Origin of the sequence: Kitasatospora sp. NPDC002040 (genome assembly GCF_040296785.1) — a bacterium.
Taxonomy (GTDB): Bacteria; Actinomycetota; Actinomycetes; order Streptomycetales; family Streptomycetaceae; genus Kitasatospora.
The window spans coordinates 781805-805178 of record NZ_JBEOXV010000001.1 but is presented as its reverse complement, the minus strand read 5'-3'; the positions used below and the strand labels follow the sequence as shown (position 1 = coordinate 805178).

25 protein-coding genes are annotated in these 23374 nt (G+C 75.5%); 10 read left to right on the top strand and 15 right to left on the bottom strand.

Annotated elements, in window-relative coordinates; all coding sequences use genetic code 11:
* Positions 1 to 27: 27 nt before the first annotated feature.
* Positions 28 to 858 carry an MmyB family transcriptional regulator gene (locus ABT118_RS03895; protein WP_350644708.1) on the top strand — a complete coding sequence of 277 codons (831 nt, stop codon included), beginning with the start codon at positions 28 to 30 and terminating at the stop codon, positions 856 to 858.
* A gap of 15 nt (positions 859 to 873) precedes the next feature.
* Here the strand turns inward: ABT118_RS03895 and ABT118_RS03890 are convergent, their stop codons facing one another.
* The 3 genes from ABT118_RS03890 to ABT118_RS03880 form a co-directional block, all read right to left on the bottom strand.
* Positions 874 to 1746, bottom strand: coding sequence for a squalene/phytoene synthase family protein (locus ABT118_RS03890; protein ID WP_350644707.1), 873 nt, complete (start codon positions 1744 to 1746; stop codon positions 874 to 876).
* A 99-nt stretch (positions 1747 to 1845) separates the two neighbouring features.
* Positions 1846 to 2247, bottom strand: coding sequence for a YccF domain-containing protein (locus ABT118_RS03885; protein ID WP_350644705.1), 402 nt, complete (start codon positions 2245 to 2247; stop codon positions 1846 to 1848).
* A 92-nt stretch (positions 2248 to 2339) separates the two neighbouring features.
* The gene (locus tag ABT118_RS03880; protein WP_350644704.1) at positions 2340 to 2918 is read right to left on the bottom strand and encodes a TetR/AcrR family transcriptional regulator; all 579 of its coding nucleotides are present in this window, start codon (positions 2916 to 2918) and stop codon (positions 2340 to 2342) included.
* A gap of 139 nt (positions 2919 to 3057) precedes the next feature.
* Here ABT118_RS03880 and ABT118_RS03875 point away from each other — a divergent pair, with 139 nt between their 5' ends.
* Complete coding sequence (locus ABT118_RS03875; RefSeq protein WP_350644703.1) at positions 3058 to 4002, top strand: alpha/beta hydrolase family protein; 945 nt, start codon at positions 3058 to 3060, stop codon at positions 4000 to 4002.
* Positions 4003 to 4049: 47 nt separating this feature from the next.
* Here ABT118_RS03875 and ABT118_RS03870 read toward each other — a convergent pair whose 3' ends face one another.
* Positions 4050 to 4388: an SHOCT domain-containing protein gene (locus tag ABT118_RS03870; RefSeq protein WP_350644702.1), complete on the bottom strand. Its 339-nt coding sequence runs from the start codon at positions 4386 to 4388 to the stop codon at positions 4050 to 4052.
* Positions 4389 to 4393: 5 nt separating this feature from the next.
* Entirely contained in the window at positions 4394 to 4837 is a 444-nt protein-coding gene (locus ABT118_RS03865; protein WP_350644701.1) for a DUF6325 family protein, read from the bottom strand.
* 196 nt (positions 4838 to 5033) lie between these two features.
* Between ABT118_RS03865 and ABT118_RS03860 the strand changes: the two genes are divergently transcribed.
* The 3 genes from ABT118_RS03860 to ABT118_RS03850 all read left to right on the top strand — a co-directional run bounded on the left by ABT118_RS03860 (position 5034) and on the right by ABT118_RS03850 (position 7748).
* On the top strand, positions 5034 to 5438 hold the full coding sequence (locus ABT118_RS03860; RefSeq protein WP_350644700.1) for an SHOCT domain-containing protein: 405 nt from the start codon (positions 5034 to 5036) through the stop codon (positions 5436 to 5438).
* Positions 5439 to 5574: 136 nt separating this feature from the next.
* Positions 5575 to 6744 carry an MFS transporter gene (locus ABT118_RS03855; RefSeq protein ID WP_350644698.1) on the top strand — a complete coding sequence of 390 codons (1170 nt, stop codon included), beginning with the start codon at positions 5575 to 5577 and terminating at the stop codon, positions 6742 to 6744.
* Positions 6741 to 7748: a sugar ABC transporter permease gene (locus ABT118_RS03850; RefSeq protein ID WP_350644697.1), complete on the top strand. Its 1008-nt coding sequence runs from the start codon at positions 6741 to 6743 to the stop codon at positions 7746 to 7748. Before ABT118_RS03855 ends, ABT118_RS03850 begins: the two co-directional genes overlap by 4 nt.
* A 52-nt stretch (positions 7749 to 7800) precedes the next feature.
* On the opposite strand, the gene ABT118_RS03845 is transcribed toward ABT118_RS03850, so the two are convergent.
* Entirely contained in the window at positions 7801 to 9030 is a 1230-nt protein-coding gene (locus ABT118_RS03845; protein ID WP_350644696.1) for an acyl-CoA dehydrogenase family protein, read from the bottom strand.
* Positions 9031 to 9196: 166 nt separating this feature from the next.
* Here ABT118_RS03845 and ABT118_RS03840 point away from each other — a divergent pair, with 166 nt between their 5' ends.
* Both ABT118_RS03840 and ABT118_RS03835 read left to right on the top strand, forming a co-directional pair.
* Positions 9197 to 10942 carry a CoA transferase gene (locus tag ABT118_RS03840; protein ID WP_350644695.1) on the top strand — a complete coding sequence of 582 codons (1746 nt, stop codon included), beginning with the start codon at positions 9197 to 9199 and terminating at the stop codon, positions 10940 to 10942.
* A complete protein-coding gene (locus ABT118_RS03835; RefSeq protein WP_350644693.1) occupies positions 10939 to 12585 on the top strand; it encodes an AMP-binding protein in 1647 nt (548 codons plus the stop codon). Before ABT118_RS03840 ends, ABT118_RS03835 begins: the two co-directional genes overlap by 4 nt.
* 63 nt (positions 12586 to 12648) lie before the next feature.
* Here the strand turns inward: ABT118_RS03835 and ABT118_RS03830 are convergent, their stop codons facing one another.
* From ABT118_RS03830 to ABT118_RS03805, 6 genes are all read right to left on the bottom strand, one after another.
* The gene (locus tag ABT118_RS03830) at positions 12649 to 13449 is read right to left on the bottom strand and encodes a metal ABC transporter solute-binding protein, Zn/Mn family (protein ID WP_350644691.1); all 801 of its coding nucleotides are present in this window, start codon (positions 13447 to 13449) and stop codon (positions 12649 to 12651) included.
* A complete protein-coding gene (locus tag ABT118_RS03825; RefSeq protein ID WP_350644690.1) occupies positions 13404 to 14270 on the bottom strand; it encodes a metal ABC transporter permease in 867 nt (288 codons plus the stop codon). Before ABT118_RS03825 ends, ABT118_RS03830 begins: the two co-directional genes overlap by 46 nt.
* Positions 14267 to 14881 carry an ATP-binding cassette domain-containing protein gene (locus tag ABT118_RS03820; RefSeq protein ID WP_502884481.1) on the bottom strand — a complete coding sequence of 205 codons (615 nt, stop codon included), beginning with the start codon at positions 14879 to 14881 and terminating at the stop codon, positions 14267 to 14269. Before ABT118_RS03820 ends, ABT118_RS03825 begins: the two co-directional genes overlap by 4 nt.
* A 144-nt stretch (positions 14882 to 15025) precedes the next feature.
* A complete protein-coding gene (locus tag ABT118_RS03815) occupies positions 15026 to 15658 on the bottom strand; it encodes a sigma-70 family RNA polymerase sigma factor (protein ID WP_350644688.1) in 633 nt (210 codons plus the stop codon).
* Positions 15659 to 15784: 126 nt separating this feature from the next.
* Entirely contained in the window at positions 15785 to 16456 is a 672-nt protein-coding gene (locus ABT118_RS03810) for a hypothetical protein (protein ID WP_350644686.1), read from the bottom strand.
* Positions 16457 to 16763: 307 nt separating this feature from the next.
* Positions 16764 to 18389: a long-chain fatty acid--CoA ligase gene (locus ABT118_RS03805; protein ID WP_350644684.1), complete on the bottom strand. Its 1626-nt coding sequence runs from the start codon at positions 18387 to 18389 to the stop codon at positions 16764 to 16766.
* 229 nt (positions 18390 to 18618) lie between these two features.
* Here ABT118_RS03805 and ABT118_RS03800 point away from each other — a divergent pair, with 229 nt between their 5' ends.
* The gene (locus ABT118_RS03800) at positions 18619 to 19857 is read left to right on the top strand and encodes a PucR family transcriptional regulator (protein WP_350644682.1); all 1239 of its coding nucleotides are present in this window, start codon (positions 18619 to 18621) and stop codon (positions 19855 to 19857) included.
* A gap of 17 nt (positions 19858 to 19874) precedes the next feature.
* On the opposite strand, the gene ABT118_RS03795 is transcribed toward ABT118_RS03800, so the two are convergent.
* Positions 19875 to 20606: a helix-turn-helix domain-containing protein gene (locus ABT118_RS03795; protein WP_350644680.1), complete on the bottom strand. Its 732-nt coding sequence runs from the start codon at positions 20604 to 20606 to the stop codon at positions 19875 to 19877.
* 117 nt (positions 20607 to 20723) lie between these two features.
* Between ABT118_RS03795 and ABT118_RS03790 the strand changes: the two genes are divergently transcribed.
* On the top strand, positions 20724 to 21647 hold the full coding sequence (locus ABT118_RS03790) for a PfkB family carbohydrate kinase (protein WP_350644678.1): 924 nt from the start codon (positions 20724 to 20726) through the stop codon (positions 21645 to 21647).
* Here ABT118_RS03790 and ABT118_RS03785 read toward each other — a convergent pair.
* A complete protein-coding gene (locus tag ABT118_RS03785) occupies positions 21634 to 21903 on the bottom strand; it encodes a hypothetical protein (protein WP_350644676.1) in 270 nt (89 codons plus the stop codon). The genes ABT118_RS03790 and ABT118_RS03785 overlap by 14 nt on opposite strands.
* A 131-nt stretch (positions 21904 to 22034) precedes the next feature.
* Here ABT118_RS03785 and ABT118_RS03780 point away from each other — a divergent pair, with 131 nt between their 5' ends.
* On the top strand, positions 22035 to 22472 hold the full coding sequence (locus ABT118_RS03780) for a DUF7144 family membrane protein (RefSeq protein WP_350644674.1): 438 nt from the start codon (positions 22035 to 22037) through the stop codon (positions 22470 to 22472).
* Between the two features lie 4 nt (positions 22473 to 22476).
* Here the strand turns inward: ABT118_RS03780 and htpX are convergent, their stop codons facing one another.
* Complete coding sequence (gene htpX, locus ABT118_RS03775; RefSeq protein WP_350644672.1) at positions 22477 to 23343, bottom strand: zinc metalloprotease HtpX; 867 nt, start codon at positions 23341 to 23343, stop codon at positions 22477 to 22479.
* Between the last annotated feature and the right edge of the window lie 31 nt (positions 23344 to 23374).

The window sequence follows — 23374 nt, the reverse complement described above, 5'->3', positions numbered from 1 at the left end:
GTCGGCAGGGTTGGCTATAACCGTCCGGTGAGCACCGCTACCGAACCCAGCGCCTTTCCCGCCGAGTTACGCCGCCGCCGGACCGAGCGCAGGATCAGCCAGCTCGACCTGGCCCTGCGGGCGGGCACCACCCAGCGACACCTGAGCTTCATGGAGCGGGGCCGCTCCCGGCCCGGACGCACCATGGTGATCCGCATCGCGGAGTCGCTCGACCTGCCGCTGCGCGACCGCAACTCCCTGCTGAACTCCGCCGGTTACGCCCCCGTGTACCCCGAGTCGCGGCTGGAGACCCCGATGCTGGGCCCGGTCCGCGAGGCGCTGGAGGTGATCCTGAAGGGCCACCTCCCCTACCCGGCCCTGGTGCTCCGCCCGTACGGGGAGCTGGTCGCCGCCAACAGCGCCGTCGATCTGCTCACCGAGGACGTCGCGGCCGAACTGCTCGAACCGCCGGTGAACATGATCCGGCTGCTGCTCCACCCCGACGGGCTGGCCCGCCGCGTACGGAACCTGCCCCAGTGGGGCCGCCACGTCACCGAGAACATGCGCCGCGCGCTGGAGGGCGGCGGCAACGACCCCCGGCTGGCCGCCTTCATCGCCGAGCTGGAGTCCTACCTGCCGCCCGCAGCGCCCGACCCGGACCACCTCGGCTTCGCCGTCCCGCTCCGACTCGCCTCCCCAGCGGGCGAGTTGCGGCTGATCACCACCATCACGTCGTTCGCCACCGCACTCGACGTCACGCTCGCCGAGCTGCGCCTGGAGGCCTTCCTGCCGGCGGACGAGGCCACCGCCACGATCCTCCGGGCCCGGGTCGGCCCCGCCCCGGCGACCACGTCCCCGTCGCAGGCCGGGCCGCACTGAGAGCCTGTCGGCCTGTCAGCCGGTGGCAGCGGACCGTCGGGCCCGGGCCAGGATCCGCAGCGGCGCCAGCACCCCGTAGCCCACGTCCCGCCGCAGCGCGCCGGGCCCCGCCCGCTCCACCGCGGCCAGCTGGTGCGCCATCAGCTCCGTCATCGCCCGCAGCACCGGGCGCAGGCCGGGCGCGGCCAGCCCGCTCACGTCCGCCGCCGCCGTCAGCGCCGCCCGGGCCCGGCCGCGCTGGTCCGCCAGCAGCGCCCGCACCCCGGCGGTGTCCCGCCCCTGCTCCAACTCGGCCCGGTCAACGCCGAACTCGGCCAGCCGCTCGCGCGGGATGCACAGCCGCCCCGCTGCCAGGTCCCCGGCCAGGTCGGCCAGGAAGTCCACCCGCTGGGCCGCGTCCACGAACCGGCGCAGCCCCTCGGCCTGCTCCCGGTCCGGTCCGCCCTCGTACTGGAGCCCGCTGAAGACCACCAGCCCGGGGAGCGAGTACGCGTCGAGGTACCGCTGGTAGTCCTGCTCCGTCCCGAAGCCGCTGAACCCCGCCTCGGCGGTGGCGGCGCCCGCCAGGAACCGGGTCACCCACTCCCCCGGCAGCCCCCGGGTCCGCACCGCGTGCCCGTACGCCCGCAGCACCGGGTCCGCACTCCGACCGCCGCCCAGCGCCGCCGCCACCCGCTCACCCAACTCGGGCAGCCGGTCCGGGTGTTGCTCGGCCACGTCGTCCACCAGGTTCATGAACGCCAGCCCGCTCACCAGGTACGGCACCAGCGGCGGGGCCGCCAGCAGCCGCAGCGCCAGGTACGGGGCCTGCTCCCGCCGCAGCACCCGTCGGGCGGCGGCGGTGTAGTCGGACCGCAGCCCCGCCCCGGTGACGGCGGCAGCGGTCATGGTGGTACGCCAACTGGGCAAGACGACCTGATCCCTCGAACGAACGTCGGAACCCGGTCACCGTACCCGCAGCCGTACCGGCGCCCCGCGCCGGAGGCTTCAGCGGCCGCCGAACTTCTCGTCGGTGGAGACCACCTCGCGGCCGAGCGGCATCAGCGAGATCGGGATCATCTTGAGGTTGGCCCAGCCGAACGGGATGCCGATGATCGACAGGAACAGCGGGATGCTGGTCGCGATGTGACCGAGCGCCAGCCACCAGCCCGCGAAGACCAGCCAGATCACGTTGCCGACGCAGGACGGCGCCCCCGCGTCCGGCCGCTCCACGGTGGTCCGCCCGAACGGCCAGAGGACGTACCCGGCGATCCGGAACGACGCGACGCCGAACGGGATGGTGACGATGAGGATGCAGCAGATGATCCCGGCGAGGGCGTAACCGAGGGCCATCCAGATCCCGCAGAAGATCAGCCAGAGGACATTCAGCACGAATTCGATCACCTTCATGCCACCACCCTCCCACGAGCCGCTCCCGCAGGCGTTCGTATCACCGCCCGACCGGACGGGCGTGTCCGGACGGGCCGTCGCGGTCGGCGCGGTCAGCGCAGCCCGGCGACGAGGAGTGCGACCAGGCGGCGGGCGTCGTAGTCGGGGTCGTTCTCCGCGCCGATGCACAGGTTGCCGATGCCGCGCATGAGTTGGTACGCGGTGAGGCCGGAGCGGAGCTCGCCCGCGGCGGCGGCAGCGTCGAGGAGTTCGGCGCAGACCGGCAGCAGGCGGTCCAGGAAGTAGGCGTGCAGCGCCTCGAAGCCGGTGTTGTCGGCCTGCATCGCGGCCGCGAGGCCGTGCTTGGTGACCAGGAAGTCGACGAAGAGGTCGGCCCACCGTTCGAGGGCGACATGGGGTGTCGGACCGGCTGCCAGCAGGACCGGGCCGGCTTCGGCGCAGGCGTCGACCTGGTGCCGGTAGACGGCGATCACCAGGTCCGACCGGGTCGGGAAGTGCCGGTAGACGGTGCCGACGCCGACGCCGGCCCGGCTCGCGATGTCGCGCACCGGCGCCTCCACGCCCGAGGCGACGAACGCCGCCGCAGCCGCCTCCAGCAGGGTCTGCTGATTGCGGCGGACGTCCTTGCGCTTGGACCCGGCCGTGTCTCCCTGCCGGTCGTCGTCGGTCACGGCGAGGCCCCTCTCCGAAGCTTGTAAAACGGAACGGCGTTCCGTATCGTCATTGCGGAACGAGGTTCCGTTTTGCCCATGATGGCAGAACCGGACCCGCCGACCAAGCCTGCGATGAACCCGAACGGAAGGCACGGCCATGTCCGGCTCCAGCACCACGAACGCACCGCAGCCCGCAGCACCGCCCGCCGTGGTGCTGTCCGCGCAGCCCGTCGTCCTGACCGCACCGGGGCGCGGCGAGGACCTCCAGGTCCGGGTGTCCGCCCCCGCGACCGGCACCGGCCTCCCCGTCATCGTCTTCTCGCACGGCTACGGCTCGTCGATGAACGGCTACGCCCCGCTCGCCGACAGCTGGGCCGCCCAGGGCTTCGTGGTCCTCCAGCCCACCCACCTCGACTCCAGGACGCTCGGCATCCCGGCCGAGGACCCGCGCACCCCGCAGATCTGGCGGATCCGGATCGAGGACCTCAAGCGCGTGCTGGACGGGCTCGACACCCTGGAAGCCGCCCTGCCCGGCCTCGCCGGCCGGGTCGACCACAGCCGCATCGCCGTGGCCGGCCACTCCTGGGGAGCCCAGAGCGCGAGCACGCTGCTGGGCGCGCGGGTCCTGGACGCCGACGGCGTCCCCGGCGAGGACCTGTCCGACCCCCGGGTCACCGCAGGGGTGCTGCTCGCCCTGACCGGCCTGGGCGACGACCTGGTCCCGTTCGCCGCCGAGCACTTCCCCTTCATGAAGCCGTCCTTCGACACCATGGCCGCGCCCGCCCTCATCGTGGCGGGGGACAGCGACCACTCCCACCTGTCCACCCGCGGACCCGACTGGTTCACCGACCCGTACGTCCTCAGCCCGGGGAGCAAGAGCCTGCTCACCCTGTTCGGGGCGGAGCACTCGCTCGGCGGCGTCTCCGGGTACGAGGCCGCCGAGACCACGGACGCGAATCCGGCCCGGGTCGCCCTGATCCAGCAGCTCGGCGCGGCCTTCCTGCACCACGCGCTGGGCGGCGGGGACACCGACTGGAAGCGGGCGGCCACCGCCCTGGCGGCGGACCCCGAACCGCTGGGGACGCTGCAGCACAAGGAGTAGCCCGGACAGCCGTCAGGGCCGCCCGCGCGGGCGGCCCTGACGGTGCTTCAGCTGCCGAGTACGCGGGCCTTCTCGGCGGTGAACTCCGCCTCGGTGAGCAGGCCGTTGGCCTTCAGCTCGGCGAGGGCGGTGAGTTGGGCGACCCGGTCCGGCCCGGACGGCGCGGCGGCAACCGGCGCCTGCGCCTGGGCCTGCTGGGCGGCGAGCTGGGCTGCCGCCTGGTCGACCAGGGCCTGCTGCTGATAGGCGGCGGCCTGCTCCTCCTGGGCGCTGCGCTCGGCCGCACCCCGCTGCATCCGTCCGGAGACGGCGGTGGCCGTGCCCGCAACCACGGCGGTACGGGCCATGGTGCCGAGCAGGCCGGGCCTTCCTACACGTCGACGCATCGCGATCAGCTCTCCTCGTCCAGTGCGGTGATGGCCTGCACCACGTCCCCGCGCGGGATCCGCTCCAGCAGGAGGACCTCACCGCCGGAGTCGCGCAGCGCGGCCGACAGCCGGGCGGCCCAGGTGTTCTCCCAGACCGCCACCAGGGCCGACGAGGAGGGTTCGAGACCGGCGGCGACGGTGGCCAGGTCCTCTTCGCTCAGCAGGTCGAACTCCGCCTGGGTGACCCGCTCGAAGGCCTCGGCGGCAGCCGAGTCCTCCACCTCCAGCACGGAGACCGCACCGTCACTGTCCTTGCTGATGAAGGTGAGGTCGAGGATGCGGACCGTCCCGCTCTGCTGGAGCTCCAGCAGAGCGGGAGCCACCTCCCCGTTGAACCTGTTGCCGTCGAACGAGATCACCGCGACATCCACCGGCCCGACCGTGTCGACCGTGAGACCCCTTGGCATGCGCTCACTCACCTCTCCGCTGCAGCTTCCACCGGTCAATGAATGCGAACATATCCGACAAATCGCCGCTGGGCGGGGCGCAGTACCCCGGACGGCGCAACCTGGCCCGGCCCCGCGAGCGGGCGGCGCCCGCAGCTGCTCACTGTGGTGGCACGGCCGAATCCGGTACCTGTGCCGCGAGTGACTGGGAGCTTCCATGGACGACTATCCGCTGCTGAACCTCTTCTGGACCATGATGTGGCTCTTCCTCTGGATCCTGTGGTTCTTCCTGCTGTTCAAGATCATCACGGACATCTTCCGCAGTGACGACATGGGCGGCTGGGGCAAGGCGGGGTGGTTGATCTTCGTGATCCTGCTCCCGTTCCTCGGAGTGCTCGTCTATCTGATCGCCCGCGGCGGGTCGATGAACACCAGGGACCGGGAGCAGGCCCAGAAGGCCGACGCCGCGTTCAAGGAGTACGTGCGCAAGGCGGCCGGCACCGGCGGCGGCGCGGCGGGCGGTGGCGGTGTCGACGAGCTCGCCAAGCTGGCGGCGCTGAAGGAGCAGGGCGCCCTCACCGAGGACGAGTTCCAGAAGGCCAAGGAGAAGCTGCTCGCCTGAGCAGGACACCGCACGGACCGGGCCTGCCGCTCACCCCCTGACGGGTGAGCGGCAGGCCCGTGTCCGGGAACCCGGCCTCCCCCCGGTACGACTGACTGCCCGGGCCCTCGGGTGCCCCGACCGAGGGAGGGTACGGATGAGGCGTGACGGATCGTCACGACCGGCGGTGACGGTGCTGCTGACCTGCACGATGGCGTTCTCGATGCTCCAGCTCTTCCTGCTCGGGGCGTTCGGCCCGCGGCTGGTCGCGGAGCTGGGCGTCTCCCGGACGGCGCTCGGGCTGACCACCACGGCGGGGTTCGGGCTGGCGGCGCTGCTGTCGCCGGTGGCCGGACGGCTGGTGGACCGGCTCGGGCCGCGCCGGTCCACGGTCGCGCTGCTGCTGATCACCGCCGTGGCGCTGGGGCTGATCGGCGCCGCACCGGGGACGGCCGTGCTGTTCCTGGCGGTGGCGCTGGGCGGGGTGCCGCAGGCGCTGGCCAATCCGGCGACGAACAAGGCGGTACTGGCCTGCTTCCCGCCGGAGCGGCGGGCCCCGGTGCTGGGCTGGAAGCAGTCGGGGGTGCAGTTCGGCGCCTTCCTGGCCGGGCTGCCGCTGACCCTGCTGGCAGCCGGGGCGGGCTGGCGCGGCGCGGTGTGGACCGCTGCGGCCGCCGCCCTGCTCGCGGCGGGGTGGGCGGCCGCCGTACTCCCGCCGGACCCGCCACCGGCCCCGGATGCGCCGAAGCTGCCGCCGGGCCGGGTGGTCGGCCGGCTGGCCGCGTTCTCGCTGCTGCTCGGCTGCGGAGTGGCCTCGGTCAACACCTACCTCGCCCTGTTCGGCACCCAGCGGCTCGGTCTGTCCGCCACCGTGGCGGCGCTGCCGGTGGCGGTGCTCGGGGTGGCGGGCGTGGTCGGCCGGGTGGGCTGGTCCCGGGCGGCCGGGCGGCCCGGGCGGGCCGAGCGGCTGCCCGCGCTGCTGGCGGCGGGCGCGGTGGGGGCGGCATTGCTGTTCGCCGCCGCCGGTCCGCTGCCCGCGCTGGTCTGGGTCGGGGCGGTGGCCGTCGGGGTCTTCGCGGTGTCGGCCAACGCCGTCTCGATGGTGCTGGTGATGCAGCGGTCCGAGCCCGGACGGGCCGGGCAGGATTCGGCGCTGGTGGCGGCTGGGTTCTTCGCCGGGTTCGCGGTCGGACCGGCCCTGTTCGGGCTGCTGGTGTCGGCGGCCGGGTACGGGCCCGGCTGGCTGCTGGTGGCGGTGGAGTTCGCGGGCGCGGCGCTGGTCGCGGCGCCGCCGGCGCTGCGGCGGGCCCGGGTGTCGGTCGCGTGAGCCGGATCGAGCGGCAGCCGGCGGAGTGGGCCGGGCCGGCCCTGAGCGCGGTGCTCGCCCGGGCCGGGGCGACGGCGGCCGAGGTCGGGCCGCGCTTCCCGCTGTACGCCGATCCGACGGACCGCCGGCCGGACGGCGGCCGCTGGACCACCACCGGACGCGGCTCGTGGACCGGCGGGTTCTGGGCCGGGCTGCTCTGGCTGCGGGCCCGGGCCACCGGCGCGGCCGCCGACCGGCAGGCCGCCGTCGACTGCACCGGGCGGCTGGCCGACTGGGTCGAGCGGGACACCGCGACCCGCGGTCTGATCCTCTGGTACGGCACCGCACTGGCCGGACCGGCCGGGGCCGGGCTGCGGGACCGGGCGGCGCTCGCCTGCCTGGACGCCTTCGAACCCGGACCGGGCGTCGTGCCGTGGGGCGACGCCTTCGGCGGCCCCCGGCTGCTGGCCCGGGCGGACGGCGTACCCGGACTGGTACCGCTGCTGGCCATGGCGGGCAACGCCGGTGCGGCGGCCGCCCGTTCGCACCTGGACCGGCACCTGGAGCTCTGTCTGCGCGAGCAGCCGCCGCGTCCGTGCTGGCAGGCCGGGCCCGACGGGGGCTGGCTGCCCGGGGCGGAACCGCCGCCGGGCTGGAGCCGGACGGTGCCCTGGCTGCTGCTCGGCGCGGCCGACGGTCTGCACGTACTCGGCGGCGAACAGACCATGGTGACGGGCCTGTTGGCCGCCCGCAGCCCGGCCGCCGACACCTCGGCGGCGGCGATCGAGGCGGTCGCCCTGCTCAAACTGGCCGCACTGGAGCAGCCGCTGCCCGGGGCCCGGGACGCCGCCGTCCGCATCCTGGAGCGGCTCACCAGCCGTCATCTGCGCGACGGGCGGCTGCTGGACGGCTGCTACGACGCCGGACACGGTCTGGCGGTCCGGCACCAACTGGTGTGGGGCGACTTCTTCCTGGCCCTCGGACTGGCGATCCTGACCGGACTGGTCGAGCCGTTCGAGGCCTGAGACCGCAGAACCCCGGCGGGGGCGCCGGAGCCGGGCAGGGCCTGGCGGCCCGTCACCAACTGCTCTGGGGCGAAATCTTCCTGGCGTCCGGGCCGTTCGAGGCCTGGGGCCGCAGGACCCGGCGGGCGACCGCCGCGATGTGCAGCTCGTCCGGGCCGTCCAGCAGGCGGGCGGCCCGGCCGGCCCGGAACAGGGCGGGCAGCGGGGTGTCGGGGCCGAGTCCGGCGGCGCCGTGGACCTGGATCGCGGCGTCCGCGACCTGGTACAGCATCCGTGCCGCCGCCACCTTGGCCAGGCCGGTCTCCACCCGGGCGTCCTGCCCCGCGGCCAGCCGGGCGGCCGCCTCGTGCACCAGCGGGCGGGTGGTGCGGATCGCCAGCAGCGAGTCGAAGACCAGCTGTTGGACCAGCTGGCGGTCGGCGAGCCGGCCGTCGCCCTGCTGCCGGGTGGTGGCCCGCTCGCACATCAACTCGAAGGCGCGGGTGGCCTGTCCGAGCCAGCGCAGGCAGCGCAGCACCCGGCCGAGCCGGAGGCGTTCGCCCGCGATCCGGAGCGCCGCGCCCGGTTCGCCGACCAGGTGCCCGGCCGGGACGGTGACGCCGTCCAGCTCGATCTCCCACTGGCCGCCCGCGCCCAGCACCGGCAGTTCGCGCAGCACCCGGAAGCCGGGGGCGGTGGTGGGGACCAGCAGCAGTGACAGCTCGTCAGGGGCGGTCCTGGCCAGCACCGTGACCAGATCCGCCTCGCCCGCGCCGCTGGTGAACCACTTCCGGCCGTGCAGCGTCCACTGCCCGCCGGGGCCCGGCTCGGCGCGGGTCGCGGTCCGGGCCGGGTCGGTACCGGGGGTGTCGGGCTCGGTCATCGCGTAGCAGGTCCGGACCTCCCCGGCCGTGATCCGGCGCAGGAACCGCTCCCGGACGGCCGGGGCGGCATGGCGGTCGAGCATCAGGACGTCCAGCAGCGGGGCGGAGCCGAGCGCGGCGGGGCCGTGGTCGCTCGTCCCCTCGGCCTCCGCGAGGTGCGCGTAGGCGGCCAACGGGACGCCCTGGCCGCCGAGTTCGGCGGGCAGCGGCAGGGCCCACAGCCCGGCCGCCCTGGCCTCGGCCTGGAGCCGGGTCAGCTCGGTCCGGGCCGCCGGGCCGCCTGCGTCCAGCACCGGCTCGACCGGCATCACCCTGCTCCGGACGAACTCCGCCACCCGGCTGCGCAGTTCGAGCAGCTCGGCCGGGCACTCGGGCAGGCCGGCCGCGGCCGGGGCTCCGACCGGTTTGTGATCATTCACGAAGTTCCTCCGCATCTGCCGGGAACCCGGTGGGCCGGCAGCACGACAGTTCGACTGTGGAGCTGGTCGGCCGCCGACGGCCGCTGGTTCCCGGGCCCGACCGGCTGGGACACCCCGACCGGCCCGACCACCGCGCGGCCGCCGTCCGGCCGCCGAGAGGAGAGCCATGGCCCCCCTTGCCCCCGTCCGGGCAGCGCCGCCGCTGACCGACGTCCGGCTGCGCGCGTTCGGCCCGGCGGCCCTCACCGGGCCCGCCACCGCCCACCTGCGGGCGCTCGGGGCCGCCGTGGAGAGCAGCCTGGTCCCGGGCCCCACCGCGCACTTCGAGGTGTCGGGCGGCGTCCGCGCCGAGACCTCCTGGGCCGACCTCTGCCCGCCCGGGGACGCCGCCGACGAGGCGACCGTGCAGGCCCTCACCGGGATCTCGCACGTGCACGGCCGGCGCGACGGCGCACCGCGCGGACTGGCCGCCGACTACGCCGCCACCTGCGCCTCGGTGCTCACCGTGCAGGGCCTGCTCGCCGCGCTGCTGGCGCAGGCCCGGGGCGGGAGCACCACCTCGGTGGCCACCGGGGCCGACCGGGCGGCGCTGCTGACCGTCTCGCAGTACCTGGCCGCCGCCGCGGCGGACGAGCAGGAGGCGGTCGAACTCGGCCCCGGCGGGCCGCCGTTCACCAGCGCCGACGGTGTCCGGTTCGAGCTGGAGGCGCTGGAGCCCGGCAGCTGGGCCGCGTTCTGGCGCCGTCTCGGGGCACCGCCGGAGGCCGTCCGGACGGGCTGGCGCCCGTTCCAGTTCCGGTACGCCACCGCGACCGCGCCGCTGCCGGCAGAGCTGCACGCCGCCGCGAGGGCGGCCGACTGGCCGACCGTCCAGCAGGCGGCGGCCGGCTCCGGCGCCGAGGTCTGCCGGCTGCACCCGCCGACCGGCCCGGGCCCCGCCGCCCCCTGGGACTTCGACCTCGGCCGGCCGGCCGACCGGGCCGCGCGGCTGCCCGCCGGCCCGGCCCTCCCGCTCACCGGCCTGACCGTGCTGGAGGCCGGCCGCCGCATCCAGGCCCCGCTGGCCGCCCACCTGTTGGGCCTGCTCGGCGCGGACGTGCTGCGGATCGAGCCGCCGGGCGGGGACCCGCTGCGCGGCATGCCGCCGTGCTGCGACGACGTCTCGGCCCGTTGGCTCGCCCTGAACCGGGGCAAGCGCGCGGTCGAGATCGACATCAAGTCGCGCACCGGGCAAGCAGAGTTGACCGAACTGGCAGCCGGAGCGGACGTGTTCCTGCACAACTGGGCCCCCGGCAAGGCCGAGCAGCTCGGCCTGGACGCCGACGCGCTCGGCGCGGCCAACCCCGGCCTGGTGTACGCCTACACCGGCGGCTGGGGCGGCCGGCTCCCGGGCGCGCCGATCGGCACCGACTTCATGGTGCAGGCCCGTACCGGCGTCGGTGAGGTGGTCCGGGCCGCCGACGAGGCGCCCGCACCGTCCCTGATGACCCTGATCGACGTCCTGGGCGGCCTGCACGGCGCCGAGGCGGTGCTGGCCGGGCTGCTGCTGCGCGAACGCACCGGGCGGGGCGTCCGGGTGGAGTCCTCGCTGCTCGGGGCGGCCGAGACCCTGACCGCCTCCGCCACCCGGCTGCGGGCCCGCCGACCGGCCGGATTCCGGCGTCCGCTGCGCACCGCCGACGGCTGGGTCGCCCCCGCCGACGGCTCGGCCGCCGGGGCCGCCGCCACGGCCGCCGGCCTGCGCCGACGGCCCACCACCGAGGCGGTGGCGGTGCTCCGGGCCCAGGGCCTGACCGCCACCGCCGTCACCACCGACCTGCGCGCGCTGGCCACCGACCCCCGGCTGGACGGCGCCCTGACCCGCGACCGGCACGGCGCCCTCGCCGTCCCCACGCCCTGGAGGTTCTCGTGACCACCCTGCTCCGCACCACGGCTCCCCTGCTGCACGACCTCGTCCCGGCACAGCAGCGCCGCGCCTGGGCCGCCGACGGCAGCTACCCCGACCTCGACCTGTACGCGCTGTTCCGCGCCCGGCAGGTGGCCGATCCGCACCGCACCGCCGTCATCGACGCCAAGGGGAAGCTCTGTTACACCGCGCTCGACCGCCGGGTCCGATGTCTGGCCGCCGGCCTGCGGGCGGCCGGGATCGGCCCCGGCGACGTCGTTGGGGTCCAACTCCCCAACAACCGCGACGCGGTGACCGCCGACCTGGCCCTGGCGGCGCTCGGCGCGATCGCACTGCCGTTCCCGGTCGGCCGGGGCGGCCGGGAGGCGCGCTCGCTGCTGAGCCGCTCCGGCGCCCGGGCGGTGATCGCCGTCACCGAGCACCAGGGCGTCGCGTACGCCGGTGAACTCGCCCGGCTGATCGGCACCCTGCCCGAACTGCGGGTGGTGGTCGCGGCCGGGCGCGGGGAGGTGCCGGCCGGCTGCCTCCCGCTGCGGGAGCTGCTCGGCACGGACTCCTCCGGCTTCACCCCGGCCAGACCCGACCCCGACTCGGCCGCCCGGATCCTGGTCTCCTCGGGCACCGAGGCCGAGCCCAAGATGGTGGCGTACTCGCACAACGCACTGGCCGGCGGGCGGGGCAACTTCCTCGGCTCGCTGCTCCGGCCGGGCTCGGAGCTGCGCTGCCTGCTGCTGGTGCCGCTGGCCTCGGCCTTCGGCAGCAACGGCACCGCCGTGGTGCTGGCCCGGCACGGCGGGACCGTGGTCCTGCTGGACCGCTTCACCCCCGCCGCCGCGCTGGCCGCGATCCACCAGTACCAACCCACCCACGTCCTGGGCGTGCCGACCATGGTGCGGATGATGCTCGGTGAACTGACCGAGCAGGAAAGGCCGGAGGGCCTGACCGCACTCGTGCTGGGCGGCTCCGCGCTCGACCCGGCCACCCGGGAGGAGGCCCGGCGGGCGTTCGGCTGCACGGTGGTGAACCTGTACGGCTCCGCCGACGGCGTCAACTGCCACACCGGCCTGGACGGCGGGACCGAACCGGCGGACGGACCCGGGATCGCGGTCGGCCGCCCCGACCCGACGGTCACCGACATCCGGATCGCCCCGCTCGCCGACGGCGCCGCGGCCGGGGAGATCCTGGCACGCGGCCCGATGACCCCGCTCTGCTACGTCGGGGCACCGGAGCTGAACGACCGCTACCGGACCCCGGACGGCTGGGTCCGCACCGGAGACCTCGGCGTGCTCGGCCCGGACGGCGTGCTCCGGGTGGTCGGCCGGCTCAAGGACATCGTGATCCGGGGCGGCGCCAACATCAGCCCCGCCGAGGTCGAGGGCGAGCTCTCCGCGCACCCGGCCGTCCGCGACGTGCTCTGCACCGGCGTGCCCTGCCCGGTGATGGGCGAGCGGCTGGCCGTCTGCGTGGTCCCCCGGGCCGGGCGGCCGGCGCCGACGCTCGCCGAGCTCTCCGCGTACCTGGACGCCCGGGGGCTGGAGCGGCGCAAGCACCCCGAGCACCTGCTCGTCCTGGACGCGCTGCCGCTGACCCCGGCGGGCAAGCCCGACCGGGCGGCGCTGAAGCAGCAGTTGGCCCTGCAGGGCGTCTGACCCACGCACCGTGGCGGCCCCCTTGCAGGGGCCGCCACGGTCGGCTCAGGAGGTCCGGGAGGTTCAGGATGCGCCGAAGGCCTGCTCCAACTGGCCGGCTGCCGTGCGGTAGACCGCGAGCAGATCCAGGTCCGGGCCCGGGTAGTTGGAGATGTTCAGCTGCTTGGCGGTGGAGCCCGGCAGCACCGTACCGGTCGACATCGCCGCGTTCTCCAGCACGAACTGCGGCTTCTTCCCTGAGAGTTCGGCCAGCTGGGCCGGCGTCACCGCCTCCGGGCCGTAGCTGCCGACCGGTTGGGCGCCGGCCAGGTCGGCCGCCCAGCCGGTGAACACCTGGGTGACCACCACCGGTGCCTTGCCGCCGGGCCACTTGGCCTTCACCTGCTGCGCCAGCCGGTCGTACTCGGCGGCGAACGCGGTGTTCCACTGCGCGGCGGCCTGCTCGGTACCGAACAGCGCGCCGAGCCTGGTGACCTCGGCCGCGGTCACCTTCCGGCTGTCGTCCAGGGTGACCTCGACCGCCTTGGCCTTCGATCCGGTGGCCTCCTTGACCTTGCCCGCGAACGGCTCGAAGGCGGCGTACAGCACGAAGTCGGCGCCGGCCACGGTGGTCAGGTCGGAGGGCTTGAGCTCGTAGTCCGGCGCGTGCTTCAGGGTGGCCGGGACCAGCACCTTGACCTCCTTCGCCCCGGCCGCCTTGGCCAGCGCGGCCTCCCAGGCGGTGGTGGCGACCACCACCGGGCCGCCGGCCTTCGGGGCGGCAGCGGTGTCGGCGGAGCTGCCGCAGCCGGTCAGCACGAGCAGGCCCGCGCTCAGGCTCAGTGCGAGGACAGGCCGGAAGGGGAGGCGGTAGGACGACGCCATGAGGTGGTTCTCCGTTCGGGTATCAGGTGCGCCGCGAGGGCGACGGCCCCGGCGGCCAGGACGAGGACCGGACCGGGAGGCAGGTCCCAGGCCAGCGAGATCAGGAAGCCGACGGCGTTGACCACGACGCCGATGCCGACCGCCCAGAGCGCGATCGAGCCGAGCGAACGGCCCAGCCGGCGGGCGGCGAGCGCAGGCAGCAGGGTGAGCGCGTCCACCAGCAGCGCCCCGGTGAGCCGGATCGCGGCGCCGACCGAGACCGCCACCACGACCAGCAGCGCCATGGTCAGCCACTCCACCCGGACGCCGGAGACCACGGCCAGCTCGCGGTCGTGCAGCAGCAGCGCCAGGTCCCGGCGGCGGCGCCAGAGCAGCGCCGGCACCACCACCGCCAGCACACCGAGCACCACCAGGTCGGACGGCCGGACGGCCAGGATCGAGCCCCAGAGCAGTGCGAACGCCCCGTTCGCGTTGACCCCGGAGAACGAGAGCACCAGCAGCGCGGCGGCGATCGCCAGGCTCATCAGCAGGCCCATCGCCCCTGACAGGCCGTCAGGGGTACGGGCCAGCGGGGCCACCCCCGCACCCGCGAGCGCGCAGGCGACGATCGCGCAGAGCGCCGGGTCGAGGCCCAGCAGCATGCCGACCGCGATGCCCAGCAGCGCGACGTGCATCATCGCGAACCGGACCGGCATGATGTCCAGTCCGACGATCACCACCCCGACCAGCGGCAGCCCCAGGCTGGCCAGCAGCAGCCCCGCCCCGGCCCGTTGGACCGGCACCAACTGGAGCAGCGCGCCGACCTGTTCGAGCGCGTTCACCGGACCTCCCGCAGTCGGCCCGCCGCCATCTCCAGGGTCCGGTCGCAGCGCTCGGCCAGCGCCCGGTCGTGGGTCACCACCAGCAGGGTGACCGGGAGTCCGGTGAGCAGCTCGGCGGCCTCCTCCTGCCCGGCGAAGTCCAGCGCGGCCGTCGGCTCGTCCGCGAGCAGGACGCCCGCGCCGGCCGCGACGCAGCCCACCGCCCGGGCCAGGTGCATGCGTTGCAGCTGACCGCCCGACAGCGCGGTCAGCGGCCGGTCGGCCAGCCGTCCGACCCCGAGCCGGTCGGCCGCCCCGGCGGCCGCCCCGGGCGCACCGCTGCTGGCCAGCAACTCCCGTGCCAGCAGCGGGAAGCGACCGGCGGCGGGGCGCTGCGGGATCCACCCGCAGGCCCGTCGCCGCCAGGCCCACTCCGCCGCAGTCCCGGTGTCCCGGCCGCCCACCAGCAGCCGGCCCGCGACCGGCCGGTGCAGGCCGAGCAGGGCCCGCAGCAGGGTCGTCTTGCCGGAGCCGTTGGTGCCGGTCAGCGCGATCCGCTCGCCCGCCGCCACGTCCAGGTCCACCCCTTGGACGGCCTCGACCCGGCCGTGCCGGCACACCACGCCGCGCAGCCGTACGTCGAGGCCGACCGAGGGGGTCGTCCGGGCGGCCGCCGCCGGGGCCGTCTGCTCTCCGCTGTGCTTCACGGCCCATTGGTCGGCCCGGACCGCCGCCTGGTTCCCGGCGGTCCGGGCCGTGGGGCCGGGTCCGTCAGGTCAGGCCGCGCAGGCCGCCCGGTCGGCGTCCGCCTCGGCCAGCTGGCCGATCAGCGCGGCCCGGGCCCGGAACACCCGGGACCGGATGGTGCCGACCGGACAGCCCGCGACCAGTGCGGCCTCCTCGTACGGCAGCCCGAGCAGACCGGTCAGCACGAATGCCTCCCGCCGCTCGGCGGGCAGGGCCGCGAGCAGATCGGCCAGTGCCACGCCCTCGTCGAAGCCGGGCAGTCCGCACGGCTGCGCCCCCTCCACGGCGGCCTGCCAGTCGGTGGTGTCCAGCAGCCGGGGCCGGGCGGCGGCGAACCGGAACCGGTCCGCGACGGTGCGGCGGGCGATCGACAGCAGCCAGGTCCGCGCCGAGGACCGGCCCTCGAACCGGGGCAGGCTGCGCAGCGCCCGCAGGTAGGTGTCCTGGGTCAGGTCGTCGGCCGCCTGCGGATCGCCGCTCAGGTACGCCACGTAGCGGCGGACGTCCTGCTGGGTGGAGCGGATGAAGGTGTCGACGGCGGCCGGGTCGCCGTCCCGGGCGGCCAGCGCCCAGGCGGTCACCGCCTGGTCGTCGCGCGGCGGCTGGAACCGCGGGGTGCGGGGGTGGGCAGGGGTACGGGTCTGGATCAGGGCAGGAGTCATCGCCGGAGGTCCTTCTCGGAGACGGGGGCGGCGGTCGGCCGCGGGGACGGACCCGAGGCACGCGGGAGCGCCACCGCACCCGGAACGGGTACGGCGTCGGCGGACGCGGGCGTCGGGGGACTGCTGTCAGCGGACAGCTGTCCCGGCGGGCGGTCCCCGAGAAGTGAGGGCGTGGACGAGCAGTTGCTGCCGCAGCCGCCGCACGGTGCGGAACAGGGCCGGGCGCGGGCGCGGCCGGTGCGGCGGGCGGACCACCAGGCGCAGCAGCCGGAGCAGCGCCGGCAGCAGGGCGAGCAGCGGCACCAGCAGCCGGGCGGCGAGGGTCCGGCCGAGCCGGAACACGGCGCGCTCGCCGGCCGACAGCCACAGGCCCATCAGCAGGGCGGCGAGCAGGTGCGCCGTCAGCATGCCGACCGCGCCCCCGCCGAGCAGCTGCGGGTGCACCTCCATGGCCGGCCCGGCGTGGTGGCTGTGGCCGCCCATCTGCATGCCCGTCATATCGGCCATGTGGTGAGCGGGTCGGTCGGCCAGGACCGGAGCGGCGGCAGCCTGCGCCTGCGAGAACAGGGTGTGCAGCCCGGCCTGGGCCCCGACCGTCAGGCCGGTGACCAGCAGCGGCCCGCGCTCCCGGTCGGCCGGCCACCAGGCCAGGCCGCCGACGGCGGCGAACCCGGCCACCGGTGCCCACCAGGCCACGCCCGTACCGGACATCAGCACGTGCCCGAGGGAGGCGAGCAGCACGCAGACGGCCGCGAACATCGCGGCCCGTGCCCCCCGAACAGCTCTCCCCAGCTCCATGAGGGCCCATCGTTGCACCCGTGTTGCGGCCTTCACAGGGTCGGGTCGGCCATTTCCGCCGGGGTCGCGGCCGCATTTCCCCGCGTGACCCGGGTCACGTTCCGCCCCGGGAACCCGGCGGCCGCACGGCCCGACTACCGTGCGGGAGCGGGTCCGCCGGGGCATCCCCGCAGGCCGGGCCGGGGGACGAACGGGCTGGTCCGGGCCGCCCGTTCGGTCCCGCCGCGGGCGTGGCGCGGAGCGGCTTCGGGGCGGATGGGGCACCCGAGCGCCGGGGAGACCTGAGGGACCGCCAGTTGCGACTCCGTCAGGTTGTGGACGCCTCCCGGCGGTCGAGGACCGTGACGTCCAATTCACCCGCACGGTAGCGGGCCCGCAGCTCCTTCTTGTCGAACTTGCCGACCCCGGTCTTCGGGATCTCGGCCAGTACGGTCCAGCGCTCCGGCAGCTGCCAACGGGCGATCCGCCCGCCGAGGAAGGCGGCCAGCTCGGCCGGGTCCAGCTCCTCGGTCAACACCACGGCGGCCAGCGGCCGTTCGTCCCAGCGCGGGTCGGGTACGCCGATCACCGCCGCCTCCCGCACGGCCGGGTGGGCCATCAGCTGGTTCTCCAGCTCGACCGAGGAGATCCACTCGCCGCCGGACTTGATCACGTCCTTGGCCCGGTCGGTGAGCCGGAGGCAGCCGTCGGCGGTCAGGGTGCCCAGGTCGCCGGTGCGCAGCCAGCCGTCCCGGAAGCTGTCGGACGCCTCGACCAGGTGGTACGAACCGGTCACCCAGGGGCCACTGACCTCCAACTCGCCCACCGTGACGCCGTCCTGAGGCAGCACGGTGCCGTCCTCGGCGGTCAGCCGCAGCCGCACCCCGGCCGGCGGGCGGCCCGCCGAGTTCCGGTACGGCCACTGCTCCCCGGCGGTCCGGGCGTACTGCGGCGGGCGGGCCACCGTGCCCAGCGGCGAGGTCTCGGTCATCCCCCAGGCCGCGACCACCCGGAGCCCGTGCCGCTGCTCGAAGCCGGTCATCAGCGCGGGCGGACAGGCCGCGCCGCCGACCAGCACCTCGCGCAGCGAGGAGACGTCGCCGCCCTCGGCGTCCAGGTGGGCCAGCAGCGCGGCCCAGACGGTGGGGACGGCGGCGGCGGTGGTCGGGCGCTCGGCGGCGACGAAGGCGGCCAGCGGTGCGGCCTGGAGGTACCGGCCGGGCAGCAGCAGCGAACTCCCGGCCAGGAAGGCCGCGTACGGCAGGCCCCAGGCCATCGCGTGGAACATCGGCACCACCGCCAGCGCCCGGTCGGTGTCGGAGAGGCCGAGCGCCTCGGGCAGGCAGACCTGCATCGAGTGCAGGTAGACCGAACGGTGCGAGTACACCACCCCCTTGGGGTCGCCGGTGGTGCCGGAGGTGTAGCAGATCGCCGCCGCCGAGTCCTCGTCCGGATCGGGCCAGTCGAACCGCTCCGGGGCGGCGGCCAGCAGCGACTCGTAGTCGTGCACCACGACCCCCGGCAGCACCGGGAGTTCGGCCGCGCCGACCACCACCACGTGCTCGATCGAGGGGGCCGTCGGCAGCACCGGGACCAGGTCGGCGCTCACGATCACCACCGTGTCCTCGGCGTGCCGGGCGATGTGCGCCAACTGGTCGGCGGGCAGCCGGAGGTTGAGCGTGTGCAGGACGGCGCCCATCGCCGGGACGGCGAGGTAGGCCTCCAGGTGCTCCTGCTGGTTCCACATCAGGGTGGCGACCCGTTGGTCCCCGTCCACCCCGAGCGCGCGCAGGGCGCCGGCCAGCCGGGCCGCCCGGGCGGCCGTCTCGGCGTAGCCGGTGCGCCGGGCGGTGCCGCCGTCCCAGGTGACCGCCTCGCTGCGGCCGTGCACGGTGGCACCGTGCCGCAGCAGGCCGGTGACGGTCAGGTGGTGCCGCTGCATGGTGCTGAGCACGGGGGTCTCCTGTTCGAAGGTGGTCGGCGGTCGGCAGCAGAACACCCGCCGACCGGGCCGGTGAAGCCCCCCGCCCCGATCCGCTGCACCGCCCCAACCCGCGCCCCGCCCGACTGTGCACCCGCACAGTCCGGCGGTCCGTCCGCGCCGCGGGGCTATCGGCACCCGGGCTTCCGTGCCACGCTGACCTGCCGCGCAGCCCCTGCGGACGACAGCGAAGGAGAGCGCCATGGATGCTCCGGCCACAACCATCGCCCCCGGCCGGTCCGAGGCGCTCCGGATCGTCGGCCTGGTGCACCGCCCGCTGGTGGCCGGCTTCCCGGCGGTGGCGCACCAGCTGACCTCCGAGATCCTCCGCCAGGACGCCGCGTACGCCGAGCTGGTGCCGCCGGCCGAGCTCAGGGCCCGGGTCCAGCACAACCTCTGCCAGGCGCTGGCAGCCCTGATCGACCGTGCCCAGGGGCTGTCGGTCGACCTGGCCGACGCCACCGTGACCGGCCGCCGCCGGGCCGAACAGGGGCTGCCGCTGGCCTCGTTGCTGCACGCCTACCGCCGGGGCGGCCGGCTGATGTGGCTGCGGGTGACCGAGCTGGTCCGGGCCGACCACCCCGAGGCGCTGCCCGAGCTGCTGCCGCTGGCGGCCGATCTGTGGGACGTGCTGGACCAGATCGGCGACGCCGTCACCGAGTCGTACCGCAGTGCCGCCGCCGCCCGCGCGGCCCGGGCCCAGGACCGGCGGAACGCGCTGCTGGACTCACTGTTGGACGGCTCGGGGGTGGCCACCGGTTCGATCCCGGAGGCGGTCTCCCGGCTCGGCCTGCCGGAGCGGGGCCGGTACGCGGTGGCCGTGCTGAGACCGCTGCCCGGGGCCTTCCACCAGCCGCGGACCGGCCAGGGCCAGCCGGGCGGGGAGGCCGCGGACGGGCCGCGGTTCCTGTGGCGGATCCACGCCGATCGCGAGGTGGCGCTGGTCCAGCTGCGCGGCCACGAACCGGCGGAGATCGGACGGCAGTTGGGCAGCCAGCCGGTCCGGGTCGGGGTCAGCCCGGCGGTCGGCTCGCTGGCCGACCTCGGCCGGGCCCGCTGGCTGGCCGAGACCGCCCTCCAGACCTGCACCGCCGACGGACCCGAACTGGCCCACCTGGACGACCGGTTGCCGGCCGCCCTGCTGGTGGCCCAGCCCGAGCTGGCCCAGCGGCTGACCCGGCTGCTCGCCCCGGTGCTCGCCCTCCCCCATGCCGAACGGCACTCGCTGCTCGACACGTTGGGCGCCTGGCTGGAGTCCGGCGGCTCGGCCACCACCGCCGCCGACCGGCTCTACTGCCACCGCAACACCGTGCTCAACCGGATCCGGCGGCTGGAGCAGCTCACCGGCCGCCGCCTGGCCGAACCGACCCACGTGGTCGAACTCGCCCTCGCCCTCACCGCGTTCCGCACCGGCGCCGGCCTGCCGCCCGCGACCGGCTGAGCCCGGCGCCCGCGTCCTCAGCGCCCGCGCGCCGCCAGCTCGACCGCCGTGCGCGAGGCGGTCAGCCCGGGCAGGGTCCGCAGGTCCGCGCCGGTGAGCTGCTGCCAGCGGTCCAGCCTGCGGATCAGGGTGTCGGCGGGCACCCGCAGCACCCGGGCCGCCGGGCCGACCGCGAAGCCGTGGTCGGCGAACGCCCGTACCGCGTCGGCGAGATGGGGGAAGGTCCGGGCGGTGGCGACGGCAGGGGCGAGCAGCGGGTCGAGCCGGTCGGCCGCCGTGGCCGTCGCGGTCAGCGGCCAGAGGTCCTGGTAGCGCCAGAGCCCGGCCCGGCCGGCCGCCAGCGCCGCAGCGGCCCGGGCGTCCCGCAGCGTCTCCCGGGCGGCGTCCGGCCCGATCCGGAGCAGCCCGACGGCGACCCGTCCGTCCGGCCCGAGCGCCGCCGCGACCTCCGCCTCCGGCACGCCCTGGGCGAGGATCAGCAGCCCCTCCGGCCCCTCCTCCGCCGCGCACCGCCCGGCCAGCCCGTCCAGCCGCTCCTGCGCGCCGGACACCCCGGGGCCCGCCGCCACCCAGCCCTGGAAGCCCTCGTCCGGGTCCAGCCCGGCCGCCTCCACCGCCGCCCGCAGCGCCTCGGCCGACACCGTCGCGGCCGAGGCCAGCCGCACCAGCCACGACCGGGCCGCCGGCCGCCCGGCCAGGTCCCGTACCGCCGCCAGCAGCTCGGCCAGCAGCTCGCCCTCCCCCACCACGCCCACCTCCCGCCCCAGGAGCGGCCAGCGTAGCCGCCGCACTCCCCCGCAACCAGGGTGATCGGTACCGTGAACTCCGCCCACGACCCGCCTCACCCCACCGGGAGCCCGACGGCCATGACCTCCACCCCGTCCTTCCTCGTCATCGGCGAGAGCGTGGCCGACATCGTCCGCACCCCCGGGCAGCCGGACGTCCCGCACCCCGGCGGCAGCCCGGCCAACGTCGCGTACGGGCTGGCCCGGCTGGGGCACCGGGCCGCGCTGCTCACCCAGCTCGGGCCGGACCGGGTCGGCGGGCTGATCGCCGCCCACCTCCGCTCGGCCGGGGTGGAGCTGTTGACCGACGGTCAGCAGGGCGTCCGCACGCCGACCGCGATCGTGCTGCTCGACCCGGACGGCCGGGCCGACTACACCTTCGACATCCACTGGTCGCTGCGCCCGGTCGAGCCGCCGGCCGCCGTCGACCACGTCCACCTGGGCTCGATCGCCGCCGTGCTGGCCCCCGGCGCGGCGGCCGCCCGCGCGCTGGCCGAGCGGCTGCGGCCGAGCGCCTCGGTCAGCTACGACCCCAACATCCGGGCCGCCCTGCTCGGCTCCCCCGCCGAGGTGCGGCCCGAGGTGGAGCGGTGCGTGGCGCTGGCCGACGTGGTGAAGGCCAGCGACGAGGACATCGCCTGGCTCCACCCGGACCGCTCCGAGCAGCAGGTCGCCGAGCACTGGCTGGGGCTGGGCCCGGCCCTGGTCCTGATCACCCGGGGCGCCTCGGGTTCGGCCGCCTACACCCGGCACGCCACCGCCGCGGCGCCCGCCGCCCCGGCCACCGTGGTGGACACCGTGGGCGCGGGCGACTCCTTCATGGCGGCCGTCCTGGACCTGCTCGCCGCCCGCGGCCTGCTCGGCGCCGCCGCCCGTCCCGGCCTGGCCGCCCTCGGCGCCGCCGAGCTGGCCGCGCTGCTGCGGTCGGCCGGCCGGGCCGCCGCCGTCACCGTCTCCCGGGCCGGGGCCAACCCGCCGGACCGGGCGGAGCTCAGTCGGGCGTAGTCGGCATCGGCCGTTCGAGGCCGTCGGTCAGCAGCACGCAGCCGGGCCCGTCGTCCTGGGTGATCCGGACGGTGAAGGGCTTGGGCGGGTCGTCGGGCAGCACGTCGGCCATGGTCCACGGGCCGTGGCCGTGGACCCGCTGGAGGCCGACCTCCTTGCCGTCGACCAGCAACTCGATCTCGGTGTGCAGACCGTGCCGGAGGTTGACGGTGACCGAGTGGCCGCCGTGGTCGAGGTGGAAACGGTGACGGCTCATGCCGAACCCTTCGCCGGGTGCTCCATCGTCCACTGCGCCCGGCGCGCCGGGCGGCTCGACATGCCGGACACTGACCTTCCTCACATACTGGGACAAACTGTCACATTGTCAGCTCTTCGCAGGAGGCAGCCATGGCCCAGGCATCCGGTCCGTACTACGACCCGTCAGGAGCCGCCCCCGCGCCGGGCGGCGGACGCAGGAACACGACGGCCGTCACCGGCCTGGTGCTGTTCGCCGGCGTGATGATGCTGATCGACGGCGTCCTGGGCATCCTCCAGGGCGTGGTGGCGATCGCCCGGGACGACGTCTACCTGGCCACCCCGCACTACACCTTCGAGTTCAGCCTGACCTCCTGGGGCTGGATCCACCTGCTGCTGGGCGTGGTGCTCACCGTGGTCGGCTACGGGGTGATCAGCGGGGCGGCATGGGGCCGGGTGGTCGGCATCGCCCTGGTCTCGCTCAACCTGGTGCTGAACTTCCTCTTCCTGCCCTACTACCCGGTCTGGTCGCTGATCGCGATCGCGCTGAGCGCCTTCGTGCTCTGGGCGCTCTGCGTCTACCGGGACTGAGGTCTCACGGCAGCCGGTGGCCGGCCATCCGCTCCAGGCGGGCGATGCGCTCGGCCATCGGCGGGTGGGTGGAGAAGAAGCGGGTGCCGCTCTCGCCGGTCCGGAACGGGCTGGCGATCATCATGTGGCTGGCGGTCTTCAGCCGGGGCTCGGGGGGCAGCGGGAGCCGCTGGGTGCCGGTCTCCAGCTTGCGCAGGGCACTCGCCAGGGCGAGCGGGTCGCCGGTGATCCTGGCCCCGTCGGTGTCCGCCTGGTACTCCCGGGAGCGGCTGACGGCCAGTTGGATCAGGCTCGCGGCGAGCGGGCCGAGGATCATGATCGCCAGCATCCCGAACAGGCCGGGTCCGTCGTCGTCCTCGCTCCGGCCGAACGGGATCAGCCAGGCGAAGTTCACCAGGAACATCACCACCGTGGCCAGCGCCCCGGCCACCGAGGAGATCAGGATGTCCCGGTTGTAGACGTGGCTCAGCTCGTGGCCGAGCACCCCGCGCAGCTCCCGCTCGTCCAGCAGCTGCAGGATGCCGTCGGTGCAGCAGACCGCGGCGTTGCGCGGATTGCGCCCGGTGGCGAAGGCGTTCGGGGCCGGGGTGGGCGAGATGTACAGCCGGGGCATCGGCTGCCGGGCCGAGGTGGAGAGCTCCCGGACGATCCGGTACAGCTGCGGCGCCTCGATCTCGCTGACCGGGCGGGCCCGCATCGCCCGCAGCGCGAGCTTGTCGCTGTTCCAGTACGCGTAGGCGTTGGTGCCGAGGGCGACGAGCAGCGCGAGCACGAAGCCCGTCCGGCCGAAGAAGCTGCCGATCACCAGGATCAGCGCCGACAGCCCGCCGATCAGCGCAGCCGTCCTCAACCCGTTGTGCTGCCGGTGCACGCAGGCCCTCCAAGTGGTGCGGTGGGAAGCC